Raw genomic sequence first — 13,699 nt, 5'->3', positions numbered from 1 at the left:
TGCCGAGGGAGCCGGGGAGCATCGATGCGTACATACCTTGTCGTCATGGACGAGACCGAAGAGGCCAGACAGGCGCTGCGTTTTGCCTCGTTGCGGGCGCAGAAAACCGGCGGATCGGTCCATATTCTGGCGCTGGTACCGCAGCAAACCTTCAACGCGTTCGGCGGCGTTCAGGCGACGATCGAGCAGGAAGCGCGCGAGCGGGCCGAAGTGATGGCCAATAGCGCGGCGGGAAACATTTTCGGCGAGATGGGCAAGATGCCGACCATCGCCGTGCGTCCGGGCTCGCCGGCCGACGTTATCCGCAAATATATCGAGGAACACGGCAATATCGCCGCACTGGTTCTGGCGACGAGTGCCGAAGGCGGGTCCGGCCCGCTGGTGACGCATTTCGCGGGAAGTGCGAGCAGCCTGCCCTGCCCGCTCTACCTCGTCCCCGGCGGCCTGAGCCGCGAACAGATCGACGCGCTGGCCTAACCCGGCAGAGCGGCGCAATGCGGGATGTCTTCCAGGCGCACATCCCATTCCGCCCTGCTTGCACAGAAGATATGTGCGTCGGGCAGAAGATCGATGGCGCTGTCGAGACAGCCTGCCGGCACCACAATCCCCGCCCCGTCGTCAGCACTGTGCGGGACCGATGATCCGCAAATCGTGCAGAAGCTCTTCCGATGCCCGGTGTGCGGTACGCGATAGGTCCTGACCGTGTCCTGCCCGCGAAGCCAGTGGAGCTCGGCCGCCTGCGAGAAGAGATTGGCGGCATGGGCCGATCCGGTATCCTTGCGGCAGCGCCGACAATGGCACAGGAAGAAGCTCTCGAAAGGCCCCGTGACCCGGAACCGGACGGCGCCGCAACTACAAGACCCTTCTGTGTTCGCGGCCATATCCGCCTGCCCCTCCCTGTCGAAATCGGTCGGCGGAGCCGCGCTCCACCCGTTATCTCACTTCTTCTTGCGCCCCTGGTGCCGGATATTCCCCGGCCGCCCGCGTTTGCCCTGATCGTGCTGCTGGCGTGGAGCGCCCTTGCCCTTGACCGGCGGCTTTTTCGGGCCACGCTTCTGATGCGTGCGCTTCTTCGCGCGAACGCGATTGCCGCGCGGTTCGATACCCGATCCATCGCTGTCGGGCACTTCGAATTTCAGTGCGCCGGTCAGCGCATTGGCCTCGGCGAGCTTCAATTTCAGACGATCGCCCACGGCATATTCGGTCCCGCTGCTTTCGCCGATCAGCTTTTGCGCTTTCTCGTCATAGCTGAAATATTCGCGACCCAGCGTGCTGACCGGGACAAGGCCGTCTCCGCCCAGCTTCTCGATCGTGGCGAAAAAGCCGAAGCCCTGAACGCCTGTGATGCGCGTATCGAAGGTCTCGCCCACGCGGCCCGAAAGCCAGGCCGCGACATAGCGATCGATCGTGTCGCGTTCCGCCTCCATCGCGCGGCGCTCGGTCTGGCTGATCGCATCGGTGATCTGGTGCAGCGCGGTCTTGTCACGATCCGAAAGGCCCGATGTCTCTGGCAGGTCTATCTTCGGTTCGGGCTGTTCCAGCTTATAGGCATCGACCAGCGCGCGATGGACGAGAAGGTCGGCGTAGCGGCGGATCGGCGAGGTGAAATGCGCATAAGAGCCGAGCGATAGGCCGAAATGCCCCGCGTTCTGCGGCCCGTAAAAAGCCTGCGTCTGGCTGCGCAGCACCGCTTCCATGATAAGCGCCTTTTCGGCCGGATCGGCGATGTCCTTGAGCATGCGGTTGAAGATCCCCGGTGTGATCACCTGGCCCAGCGCGAACTTCTTGCCCTGCGTGGCGAGATATTCGCGGAAGGCGAGCAGCTTCTCGCGGCTCGGCTGTTCGTGCACGCGGTAGACGACCGGCGCGGCCTTGGCCTCCAGCGCCTTGGCCGCGGCGACATTGGCGGCGATCATGAAATCCTCGACCACGCGGTGTGCATCGAGCCGTTCGCGCACGGCGATCTCCTCGATCACACCCTCGTCGTTGAGGCGCACCTGGCGCTCGGGCAATTCGAGATCGAGCGGATCTCGCGCCTGCCGCGCCTTGAACAGCAGTTTCCACGCGCCCCACAGATTCTCCAGGACTCGTGGCAAATCTTCCCCTCCCTTGAGGGAGGGGATTGAGGGGTGGGTGTTCGATGTTTCAGGCGTGGTACGCCCCTCCCCAACCCCTCCCCGCTCGGGGAGGGGCTCGAAGCGATTATCCGCGATGGCCTGCGCGTCCTCGTAGGCGATGTTCTTTGCGAGCCGCACGATCGCGCGGGTGAAGCGCCAGTCGCTGACCTTGCCGTCCTTGTCGATACGGATGTGGCAGGCCATCGCCGCGCGGTCGACATCCTGTTTGAGGCTGCAAACGTCGGCGCTCAGCACTTCGGGCAGCATCGGCACCACACGGTCGGGGAAATAGACCGAATTACCGCGCTTCCTCGCCTCGCGGTCGAGTGCACCGCCGGGGCGGACGTAATAGCTGACATCGGCGATCGCGATAATCGCGCGGTAGCCGCCCTTGCCGTCCGGCTCGGCCCAGATCGCGTCGTCATGGTCGCGCGCATCGGCCGGATCGATGGCGACGATAGGCACGTCGCGCAGGTCTTCGCGATGGTCGGGCGAAAGCGGCAGGTCGACTGCCCGCTCCGCCTCGGCGATGGTTTCCTGCGGAAAAATATGCGGGATACCGTGCTTGGCGATGGCGATCAGACTGAAGGCCTTGGGCGCGAGCGGGTCGCCGACGACTTCGACCACCTTGACCTTGGAGCGGGCGGATTTGCCCATGCGCTCGGCCAGCACCAACTCGCCTTCCTTCGCCTCGCCCACATCGCCGATGGGCGCACTTTCGCGTACGCGCTTGTCGACGGGCGCGAGCCAGTAATTGCCGCTGCCATCCTTTTCGACGACGCCCATCAGCCCTTCGGTGCGCGCGGGCAGCTTCTTGATCGGCGTCGCGCGCCACCCGCGCTCGGTTTCTTCATTGCGCGCAAGAATCCGGTCGCCACGTTTGAGCGCGGCCATCTTCTTGCTTTCCTTCACCATCAGGCGCGGCGGCTTTTCCTTGTTGTCGGGAGCCCAGTTCTCGGGCTCGGCCACAGGTTCGCCATCCTCGATCGCAACGATCTTGAGCACGGTTACCTTGGGTACGCCGCCCATCCGGTGATAGGCGGTGCGCTTGCCGTCGATCAGGCCTTCTTCGGCCATGTCCTTGAGGCGCTTTTTCAGCGCGATCTTTTCCTGACCTTTCAGCCCGAACGCCTTGGCAATTTCACGCTTGCCAGCGGGGATATCGGAGGTCTGGATGAATTCGAGAATCTGGTCTTTCGTCGGAAGCCCCTGCGGCTTCCGGAATTTGTTCTGTTTTGTCATGCGCGCAATATGGGGACCCGAAGTCCCCATGTCACGCGCGTGCTAGTAAGCCTTGGCCATAAGGATGCGTTCCACTGCCGGATCTCCGGTGAAGATGCAGCTACCGTCGGCAGGCGCGGCATCCATCGGCACGTTGCGAATGGTGAGCTTGTGCTCCTTGAGCCGCTCGACGACCTTCTCAAGCGCCGCACCTGTGGGCTTCGACCACTGGACCTCGATCCAGCCGGGATAACGCGAGGCCGCGAAGTGCTTTTCGACCTCGGAAAAATCGGTGACGCCGCGCGTAATGTTGGCATCGCGGCGTTCGGCCGCTTCGGTCAGCAGCGCGGCCTGCATGTCGGCGAGGATATCGGGAATGGCCTTCCCGGCCACTTCGCGGGTCGGGTTCTGGAAGGCGGGCTTGCCGGTTTCGGCATCCCATAGCCGGTCGCGGCGCAGCAGGCTGACGACGCCGTTCTCCATGTCGCGGCTGCCCACCTCGACGATGATCGGCGCGCCCTTGCGCACATAGTCCCAGCGCTTCTGCGCCGCCTTGCCGGGACGCGTGTCGAGCAGCACGCGCAGCGGCTCGCCCAGCACGCTCTGGCCCGCGAGCGTTGCGCGGAGCGCCTCGCAATAGTCGACCAGCGTCTCGTCCTCGGGTTTGTCGCGCAGCATCGGCAGGATAACGACCTGCTGCGGTGCGATCTTGGGCGGCAGGCGCAGGCCGTCGTCATCGCCATGCGTCATAATGACACCGCCGACCATCCGGGTGGAGACGCCCCAGCTGGTGGTATGGGCGAGGCTTTCGCTGCCTTCCTTGTTCTGGAACTTGATGCCGCTGGCCTTGGCGAAATTGGTACCGAGATAATGGCTGGTGCCGGCCTGCAACGCCTTGCCATCCTGCATCATGGCTTCGATCGACCAGGTCTCGACCGCGCCGGGGAAGCGTTCGTTCTCGGGCTTCTCGCCCGGAATGACGGCCAGCGCGAGATCCTCGTCGGCAAAGGCGCGATAGACCTCGAGCATGGTGAGCGTGTGGTCCTTCGCCTCGGCCTCGTCGGCATGGGCGGTGTGGCCTTCCTGCCAGAGAAACTCGCTGGTGCGCAGGAACATGCGGGTGCGCATTTCCCAGCGCACGACATTGGCCCACTGGTTGAGCTTCAACGGCAGGTCGCGCCAGCTTTGCACCCAGCGCGCCATGGCATCGCCGATGATGGTTTCGGAAGTGGGGCGAACGACCAGCGGTTCTTCCAGCTTCGCTTCGGGATCGGGGACCAACCCGCCGTCCTTGCCCGCGATGAGGCGATGATGGGTGACGACCGCCATTTCCTTGGCGAAACCTTCGACGTGCTCGGCTTCGCGCTCGAAATTGGAGAGCGGGATGAACAGCGGGAAATAGCAGTTGTCGTGTCCCGTCGCCTTGATCCGGTCGTCCAGCAGGCGCTGCATCCGCTCCCAGATCCCCCAACCCCACGGTCGGATAACCATGCAACCGCGCACGCCCGATTCCTCGGCCATTTCGGCGGCGCTGATAACTTCCTGGTACCAGGCGGCGAAATCGTCTTCGCGCTTGGTCTTCAAGGCATGGCGGATGTGGGCCACGTTGTATTTCCCGTAATTGCTGGTCGGATCGGCGCGCGGGCCGATGCCGCTATTTGCTGATCTCGTCCAGCTTCTTCTGCATTTCGGCCATCTGCTTGCGCATCTGTGCCAACTCGTCGGACTGGTCAGGCTTGGGACTCTTCGCTCGGCCCGGGATAAAGGCCTCGGCGGCATTCTGCATCATCTTGAAATTGGCTTCGGCCATTTTGGCCAGGGGGTTACTTTCGATTCCCTTGGCAAAGGCTGCCTGCAACTGCTCGCGGTTCTTGCGCAGGTTCGCCATGCTGGCTTCGAGATAGCTCGGCATCATCGCCTGCATCGAATTGCCATACATGGAGATGAGATCGCGCAGAAAGCTGACGGGCAGCATCTGTGTGCCGTGGCTTTCTTCTTCGACGATGATCTGCGTCAGGATGGTATGCGTGATATCATCGCCGGACTTTGCGTCGAGCACGTGGAAGTCGACGTTCTCGCGAACCATCTTGGCCAGATCGTCCAGCGTGATGTAGCTGCTGGTGTCGGTATTGTAGAGCCGCCGGTTGGCGTATTTCTTGATGATGATCGGTTCGCCCTCGGCGGTCCGCTTTGCCATATGCGCATGCTCCCCAATTGTGCGTTGCAAGGGGCTTAGCATGTGCACAAACTGCGGCGCAACATGACGCAAAGGTCAACCGAAGCGATTGCCGAGTACGGTGAGCAATTCATATTGCGATAGAGTGGTTTGCCGCGCAGCATCGGGCAGATGGTAAGGCAGTTCGACCCAGTCGCCCTCGGCAAGTTCGGACGCCTCGGAAAGATCGAGGACGATCATATCCATGGATACTTTTCCCAGAACCGGCAGACGCCTGTCTCCTTGTGTAAAATACGCCCCCGCCCAACTGCGTAAAATGCCATCGGCATAGCCGAGCGAGACGACCCCGATCTTCATCCTGCGCCGTGCGGTGAAGGTGGCGTTGTAGCCGACGGTCGACCCGGCATCGATTTCGCGGGTCTGGATCAGCGCGGCTTGCGGGCGGACCACCTGCCTTATGTCATCGGCAAGCTCGTCTCTAGGAACGCCGCCATAAAGCGAGAGCCCGGGCCGCGTCAGATCGAAGCCATACTCGGCGCCCAAGGCTATCCCCGCGCTGTTCGCGAGACTTGCCTCCCTGTGCGATACCTGCGGAAGACAAGCACGGAATGCTGCCAATTGGCGTGCATTCATGGCGCTATTTTCGTCGGCGCAGGCCAGGTGGCTCATCACCACCTCTACATCGAGCGCCTGAATGGCAGGGGCATCCGCTTCGCCGGGCGAAATGCCGAGGCGATTAATGCCCGTATCGATCATCAGGTGGCAGGGACCGCCCCCGCCCTCCGTCCAGAGCGTGGCCTGCCGCAAGCTGTCGATAACCGGACGGACGCCGGTAGCGCGGGCAAACTCCACATCGTCCGATGTCGACGGGCCGTGAAGCACCGCCACCCGATCGGCCGGAACATGCGCGAGGACAGCGGGCACCTCGCTCCAATGCGCGACGAAGAAATCGCGGCAGCCCGCATCGCGCAGGACCGGCACGCACCGATCCACGCCCAAGCCATAGCAATCGGCCTTCACCGCCGCCCCCGCGCGAGCCTTTCCGGAAAGCGTGTCGAGTGCGCGCCAGTTGCTCGCCAACGCGGCGTCATCGATATGCAGCCGCAAGGTCGGCGGCGGGAGTTCGGTCATGCGGGTCTCACGGAAGAACTGGGGACGCAGGCGGGTCCTGCCCGCTATCCTCGAAATCGCGCGGCGGCCCATCCGGCAGACCCCACCAAGCGACAATCAAGCCAAAGCCGACTACCGCTATCGTGTACCAAAGGCCTGCATAGGCGTTGCCGGTCATCGCCACGATATAGCCGGCGATCAGTGGCAGAAAACCGCCGAGATAGCCCGCACCGATATGGTATGGGATCGACATCGAGCTATACCGGATTTTCGCGGGAAACATCTCCGACAGCAAGGCCGCGACCGAGCCGTAGGTCAGCGCCGACAACACGCCCAGCAACAGCAACAGGGCGACGATCCCGACCAGGCTCGCGAGCGGTGGTGTCTGGCGGGTGAAATCATATCCATTGGTTTCGAGCCATGACTGAATGCTCGCCCGGCGTGTATCGTCGGGCAGGTCTTCGTAGCCATAGATCCTGCTTCCGATGGCAAGCTGGGCTGCCGCCGCGTCATCGATGGTATAGGGAATGCCGAGCGCGGTAAGGTCCTGAAGCGCGCGGCCGCACGGACTGGCCTGAACCTCGGCGAAAGGGTCGTATTCACATGCAGGCCCGCTGACCGTCACCGGGGCAGCGCGCGCGCTGCGCTCCAGCCCTGGATTTGCCAGCGAACCGATGGCCCAGAACACGGGAAACAGCAGAACCAGCGAAGCAATGGCGCCGATAATGATCGGTTTTTTGCGCCCCACCCTGTCGGACCACTTGCCGACCACGACGTAGAAGCTCATCGAAATCGTGCCCGCGATCAGCAGCATCCATTCCACCACGCTTTCGTCCACGCGCATCGGCCCGCGCAGGAACGAAAGGCCAGAGAAGAAGGCTGTGTACCAGATCGTCGTGAGAACGCCGGTAATGCCGAACAAGGCCACGAAAATCCGCTTCGGATTGCCGGGATAGGTCAGGCTTTCCTTGAACGGATTGGCGCTGGTTTCGCCAGCAGCCTTCATCGCCTGGAACACGGGGCTTTCCGACAGTTTCAGCCGCATCCAGAGCGAGATGAACAGCAGCACGATCGACAGCAGGAAGGGAATGCGCCAGCCCCAGGCCGCGAAATCGTCGGCCGGGATCAGGGCGCGGCAGGCAATCACCACCGCGATCGACAGCACGAAGCCGCCAACCACGCTCGCCTGGATAAAGCTGGTATAGAAACCGCGCTTTTCCGGCGGGGCATGTTCGGCGACATAGATTGCCGCGCCCCCATATTCGCCGCCCAGGGCCAGGCCCTGCAATATCCGCAAGCAGATCACGATAATCGGCGCTGCCAAGCCGATGCTGGCCGCGCTCGGAATCAGGCCGACGCCCGCCGTCGCAATACCCATCAGCGTGACCGTGACGAGGAAGGTATATTTCCGGCCCAGTCGGTCGCCGAGAAAGCCGAAAAGGATTGCGCCAAGTGGACGAAATCCGAAACCGACCGCGAAGCCTGCCCAGACCAGCAAGATTTCGAGCGTCTCGTTATCGCTGGGAAAAAAGGCCGCGCCGATCAGTCCGGCGAGAGTCCCATAGATGAAAAAATCATACCATTCGAAGACCGTGCCGGCGCTGCTCGCGGCGATCACGAGACGGATCTCCTTTTCCGTCGGCTCCCTGTGCGGCGTGACGGCACCCTCGATCATTTCGCGCTCCCTCCTTCGCGATATTCATCTTCTCGACATGTCGGTCTAGCGAGCGTCAGAGGGCTTGGAAAGCGCGTCCAGCGCCGCTCTCCACGGCAGCAGGATCGCTTCGTGCCGGCCGTGATGCCGACGCGCGGGCTCGAGCAATTCGAGCCGCGGCAGGATCGAACTCGGAGCAGTGCCCGCCAGCCAGCTTTCCAAGGCGCGAAGCATATCGCCGACTTCTGCCCGGTCCATGCCTTGCGCCTCCCCGGCGAAGATAGCTGCCGAGGCCTGCCCGACCGCGCAGGCTGTGGTTTTTAATCCGATGTCCGCGAGCCGTTCGGACCCGGACGATGACAGCTCGATCACGCTGCCGCAACTACGCGATCGCGCGCGCCCGGTGGCCGCAGCGGCCCCGTCGAAGGGATAGTCCGCCAGTTCGATGGCCAGTGCCAAGAGCTGCGGTGAATAAAGCGCGGGTGCGCGCGGGTTGTCCATTATTGCCCGTCGGCAGACTGCTCGCGCAGGCGCGACCGGCGTTCCGCGAGGGCTTCGACCAGCGCGCGTGAACTTGCATCGACAAGCTCATAACTCCGCGCGGTAGTGATCCAGCTCGGTCGCCCCTTATAGCCCCAAATCCCGTCATAACCCAGCACAAGCAGCGAGAAAGCGATGACCACGATTAACACCCCCTTCAAGGCTCCGAAGCCAAAACCCAATACGCGATCGATCGGCCCCATGATCGAACCGCGTGAAGCGGTTCCGACATTGCTGGCGATGACTTTCATCGCGGCATAGGGGATCAGAAGCAGCAGGGTGAAGGATAGCAGCGAAGTCGTGATTTCGGGGCCGATATACTCTTCCAGCGCCAGCGTCAGAGGCGTGTGCAGGAAACGGATCGCGAAAGCCGCCAGAATCCAGGCGGCCAGCGACAGGATTTCCTGCATGAAACCGCGCATGAATCCACCGGCCGCGGCAATGCCGACGATCAGCAGGACTAAGTAATCGAAACCCGTCATGACCCTTCCTTGAAATGGCGGATTTATGGGTTCCCGATTATCCGGTCAACGAGATTGGCCAATTGTCCCAAACCGTCATAGCGAAGCGCGGACGAGCTGCTCTTCACGTCGGACGGCCCGAAGCCGCAATCGAAGCCAAGCTTGGCCGCTTCGCGCAGCCGCAAACCGCCATGGGCCACAGGCCGGATCTCTCCGGCAAGCGACACTTCGCCGAGCCAGACGCTGCGCGGTGGAAGCGGCTTGTCGGCCATCGCGCTGACCAGCGCCGCGGCAACCGCCAGATCGGCGGCGGGATCGGAGAGACGATAACCGCCAGCGACATTGAGATAGACCTCGGCCGAAGAGAAGTTCAGCCCGCAGCGCGATTCCAGCACCGCCAGCAGCATCGCAAGGCGGCCATTGTCCCAGCCCACAACCGCCCGCCTCGGCGTCGCGCCCGATTGCAGCCGCACGATCAGCGCCTGGATTTCGACCAGCACCGGCCGCGTGCCTTCGATTGCCGGGAACACCGCGCTGCCCGCCATCGGCTCGTCGCGGCCGGACAGGAACAGCATCGAAGGATTGTCGACCTCTTCCAGCCCTTCCCCCGCCATGGCGAAGACGCCGATCTCGTCGACCGCGCCGAAGCGGTTCTTGAGCGCGCGCAGGATGCGGTACTGATGGCTGCGCTCGCCCTCGAAGCTCATCACCACATCGACCATATGTTCGAGCACGCGCGGGCCGGCGATGTTGCCGTCCTTGGTCACGTGCCCGACCAGAACCAGCGCAACGCCGTTTTCCTTGGCATAGCGGATCAGTTCGAAAGCGCAGCCGCGTACCTGGCTGACCGTTCCGGGTGCGCCTTCGATCGTGTCCGAATGCATGGTCTGGATCGAATCGATCACCATCAGCTTCGGCGTATCCATCGTGCCAAGTGTGGTGAGAATGTCGCGCACGCCCGTCGCGGCGGCGAGTTTGACGGGAGCGTCGGACAGACCGAGCCGTGCGGCGCGCATACGCACCTGACCCGATGCCTCCTCGCCGCTGACATAGACCACGCCATGCCCTTCGCGCGCGATCCGCGCCGCCGCCTGGAGCAGCAAGGTCGATTTTCCGATACCGGGATCGCCGCCCAGAAGAATGGCGGAGCCGGGGACCAGCCCCCCGCCCAGCGCCCGGTCGAATTCCGCCAGGCCGGTCGGCTGGCGTATTGGCAATTCGCCGGGCTTGTCGAGATCGACGAACTGCACCGCCCTGCCACCACTGGACAGATCGTGCTTCATCGAAAACACGGTGGCAGGAGCATCCTCCACCAGCGTATTCCACTCCGCGCAGTCGGGGCATTGCCCCTGCCAGCGGTGCGAGACACTGCCACAAGCCTGACAGACATAGCGTTTCTTCGGTTTCGCCATGGCGTATCGCTAAACGGAACATTTGCGGAACGCAATTGCCTTGCGCGTTTTATCCCGCCATGACGGTGCGCGATGCGTCAAAAGGAATTGAGGATCGCACTGGTCTGCTATGGCGGCGTGAGTCTGGCGATCTATATGCACGGCGTGACGCGGGAATTGTGGCAGCTTGCCCGCGCCAGTCGCGATTTCCACACACGGGCTTCGCCACGCGGCGGGGTCGACGCGGTCTATCGCGCGTTGTTGGAGACGATCGAAGAGGAAAAAGGGCTCCGGCTTCGGGTCCTGCCCGACATCATGAGCGGAGCGAGCGCGGGCGGGATCAATACCGTCTTTCTGGCGCAGGCCATTCATTCGGGGCAGTCGCTCGAACCGCTCACCGACCTGTGGCTCGAAATCGCCGATGTGGACGAGTTGGTCGATCCGGCCGCCCGAATAAAATGGCGGTTCTCGAAGTTCTGGGCACAACCCTTCGCCACCTGGCTGCTGAGCCGACCCGGTAGCAACCTCGCGGGCGAAGTCGCCGCCGAAACGCAGGCCGAGGTGGAGCGCAAGGTCTCGCATCTCATTCGTGGACGTTGGTTCGAACCGCCCTTCTCCGGGCTGGGCTTCTCGCGGCTTCTGGAGCGGGCCTTCTCGGCGATGGCCGCCAACCCGATCGATGCGCCGCTGCTGCCGCCGGGTCACCCGCTGGATCTCTATGTCACGGCGACCGACTTTCACGGCCATCTCGAAATGTTGCGGCTGCACAGCCCTACGGTCGTCGAAGATACCGAACACCGGATGCCGATCGCGTTCCGCGCGCGGACACCGGATCGTGGTGGCCATGATCTGGCAAATCCTCTCGAACTGGTCTTCGCCGCGCGCGCTACGGCGAGTTTTCCGGGAGCCTTTCCTCCCTTGCGGATCGAGGAGATCGACCGGCTATCCAACCTCACCGAACGCACCTGGCCCGAGCGGGAGAGCTTTCTGAACCGCATAATGCCGGTTCATGTTGCGCGGCAAACACTTGATAACGTATCGCTTATCGATGGTTCGGTATTGGTCAACAAACCGTTTGCCGGGGCCATTGCCGCGCTGCAGGGCAGGCCTGCCCAGCGTGAGGTCGACCGGCGGTTCGTCTATGTCGATCCGCGTCCCGAACGGATCGGTGATCGTACCGCCGAGAAAAGCGAGCCGGTCGGTTTCTTCTCGGCTATCTTCGGTTCGCTCTCGACCCTTCCGCGCGAACAGCCGATACGGGACAATCTGGAGCAACTCGAAGAGCAGAGCCAGGAGGCCGAACGGCTGAGCCGGATGGTGGCCGCCTTGCGCCCCGAAGTCGACGCGGCGGTGGAAAAGCTGTTCGGCCGTACCTTGTTTCTCGACCGGCCGACGCCTGCACGGCTCAAGAACTGGCGCCAAAAGGCGCAGCAGGCCGCCGCGGAACGGGCGGGTTATGCCTTCCATGCCTATGCCCAAGCCAAGTTCACCGGCATCGTTGGCAGGCTGGCGCGGCTTACACTGCAATCGGCGCCCAAACTCGGCCTGGACGATCCCGCGCCCATCGAAAGCGTGCTGCGCCAGGAACTCATGCGCCGGGGTCTCGATACACTGTCGGCGCCTTCCGGTGGCGCATCGGCCGACGCGATCGCTTTCTTTCGCGAACACGATATCGGATTCCGTATCCGCCGCCTGCGCTTGCTTGCCCGCCGGCTTGCACGAGATTGGGAAGCGGATCCGGATATTCCCGACGATGCGCTCGAGACGGGACGTGATGCGGTTTATGAGATTCTTGCGCTCTATTTCGAAAAGGAAGGGTTGTCGGCTCTCGGCGATGCGTTCGAACCACTCGCCGAAGAAGTCATGCGCGATCCCGGAACGCTACTCGACCTGATCGAGGCACGGCGCCTGCTGCCCGCGCTGGACGAACGGGCCGAGGAAATGCTCGCTACCGCGCTCGAGAACATGCCCAAGAACCTGCGGCGGCGCATGCTGCTGACCTATCTCGGCTTTCCCTTCTATGATGTGGCCACACTGCCTTTGCTGCGCAACGAGGGATTGACCGAATTCGATCCGGTCAAGGTCGATCGGATCAGTCCCGAAGATGCGCGAAGCATTCGCGAAGGGGGCACGCAAGCGACGCTGCGCGGTATCGAATTTTACAATTTCGGGGCGTTTTTCAGCCGGGCCTATCGTGAAAACGATTATCTCTGGGGCCGATTGCACGGCGCCGAGCGGATGATCGATCTAGTTTGCTCGACCCTCGGCACTCCTTTTGCGGTAGAGACTTGCCGGTCCTTCAAGCGCGAGGCATTTCACGCCATTCTCGACGAGGAGCAAGAGGCGGGCCGCTGCGGCCAGCGGCTGCTCGACACGCTTCGCGCCGAAATCGTCGAGCGCCTGCCCTAACCCTTTGCCTTGGCGAAGAAGAGCAGCATCACCAGACGCCCGCTTTCCGGATCGGTGCCGAAACCCGGAGCCGAATTGTGGAATTGCCAAGGTGAGAACAGCAGCAGCCGATTGAAGCGTATCGGCACGCGCATCACGCGCTCCCACTTGGCGGGGTGCATCGTATCCTTGTTTACAACGGTGCCGACGAGATCGTCGAGATTGTCATATCCGGTCGCGGCAAGCTCTGCGCCATTCGTGGGTACCCGTTCGAGACCGGTACGTTTGTGGCGGAAAAAATCGGTTCCACCGGCTCCAGGCTTCACGCAATCCTCGGGCCGCGAGAGATAGAGGATGCCGGAATGGAAGGCCGGGTCCACGTGTACGCCGCTCCGCCCCTTGTCCGATTTCAGCGTAAGCCGACAGTGTCCGTGTTCGGTGCCCTCCGCTCCCGCCAAGTCGATACCGATATGGCGCGAAACGGCGGCATTGATGCCATCCACCTCCAGAGCGGAAGTCGAATCCCGGCCCGGATAATTTCCGCCAGTGCCGGGGAGCGCATATCGCAGCGCCAGCGCCGCCCGGCGCGCGGCCCAGGGATCGGACAGAAAATCGTCGATAATGGTCAGCGAAGGCAACAT

The 13,699-nt window shown here is 62.8% G+C and carries 12 protein-coding genes; 2 read left to right on the top strand and 10 right to left on the bottom strand.

All coding sequences use genetic code 11. The features are described 5' to 3' along the window. Positions 1–24: 24 nt before the first annotated feature. On the top strand, positions 25–477 hold the full coding sequence (locus tag L5849_RS01225) for a universal stress protein (RefSeq protein ID WP_236923998.1): 453 nt from the start codon (positions 25–27) through the stop codon (positions 475–477). On the opposite strand, the gene L5849_RS01220 is transcribed toward L5849_RS01225, so the two are convergent. The 9 genes from L5849_RS01220 to radA form a co-directional block, all read right to left on the bottom strand. Further along, positions 474–881: a GFA family protein gene (locus tag L5849_RS01220; protein WP_236923997.1), complete on the bottom strand. Its 408-nt coding sequence runs from the start codon at positions 879–881 to the stop codon at positions 474–476. The two genes, L5849_RS01225 and L5849_RS01220, sit on opposite strands and share 4 nt — an antisense overlap. 57 nt (positions 882–938) lie before the next feature. Further along, positions 939–3,359, bottom strand: a complete 2,421-nt coding sequence (locus L5849_RS01215; protein ID WP_236923996.1) for a ribonuclease R family protein — start codon at positions 3,357–3,359, stop codon at positions 939–941. Between the two features lie 42 nt (positions 3,360–3,401). After that, positions 3,402–4,943, bottom strand: a complete 1,542-nt coding sequence (gene proS, locus L5849_RS01210) for a proline--tRNA ligase (protein WP_236923995.1) — start codon at positions 4,941–4,943, stop codon at positions 3,402–3,404. Positions 4,944–4,992: 49 nt separating this feature from the next. Continuing rightward, positions 4,993–5,535: a polyhydroxyalkanoate synthesis repressor PhaR gene (gene phaR / locus L5849_RS01205; RefSeq protein ID WP_236923994.1), complete on the bottom strand. Its 543-nt coding sequence runs from the start codon at positions 5,533–5,535 to the stop codon at positions 4,993–4,995. A 75-nt stretch (positions 5,536–5,610) separates the two neighbouring features. Continuing rightward, positions 5,611–6,645, bottom strand: a complete 1,035-nt coding sequence (gene alr / locus L5849_RS01200; RefSeq protein ID WP_236923993.1) for an alanine racemase — start codon at positions 6,643–6,645, stop codon at positions 5,611–5,613. Between the two features lie 7 nt (positions 6,646–6,652). Continuing rightward, the gene (locus L5849_RS01195; protein WP_236923991.1) at positions 6,653–8,299 is read right to left on the bottom strand and encodes an MFS transporter; all 1,647 of its coding nucleotides are present in this window, start codon (positions 8,297–8,299) and stop codon (positions 6,653–6,655) included. Positions 8,300–8,344: 45 nt separating this feature from the next. Continuing rightward, the gene (locus L5849_RS01190) at positions 8,345–8,779 is read right to left on the bottom strand and encodes an iron-sulfur cluster assembly scaffold protein (protein ID WP_236923989.1); all 435 of its coding nucleotides are present in this window, start codon (positions 8,777–8,779) and stop codon (positions 8,345–8,347) included. Next, on the bottom strand, positions 8,779–9,300 hold the full coding sequence (locus L5849_RS01185; protein WP_236923987.1) for a CvpA family protein: 522 nt from the start codon (positions 9,298–9,300) through the stop codon (positions 8,779–8,781). Before L5849_RS01185 ends, L5849_RS01190 begins: the two co-directional genes overlap by 1 nt. A 23-nt stretch (positions 9,301–9,323) precedes the next feature. Next, entirely contained in the window at positions 9,324–10,691 is a 1,368-nt protein-coding gene (gene radA, locus L5849_RS01180) for a DNA repair protein RadA (RefSeq protein ID WP_236923986.1), read from the bottom strand. A gap of 72 nt (positions 10,692–10,763) precedes the next feature. Between radA and L5849_RS01175 the strand changes: the two genes are divergently transcribed. Next, positions 10,764–13,079 carry a patatin-like protein gene (locus L5849_RS01175; RefSeq protein ID WP_236923985.1) on the top strand — a complete coding sequence of 772 codons (2,316 nt, stop codon included), beginning with the start codon at positions 10,764–10,766 and terminating at the stop codon, positions 13,077–13,079. Here L5849_RS01175 and L5849_RS01170 read toward each other — a convergent pair. Further along, a complete protein-coding gene (locus L5849_RS01170; protein WP_236923983.1) occupies positions 13,076–13,699 on the bottom strand; it encodes a DUF6445 family protein in 624 nt (207 codons plus the stop codon). The genes L5849_RS01175 and L5849_RS01170 overlap by 4 nt on opposite strands.

This window comes from Erythrobacter sp. SN021, from assembly GCF_021864455.1.
The sequence above is the reverse complement of the archived record's forward strand: the minus strand, read 5'-3'. Positions and strand labels throughout refer to the sequence as shown.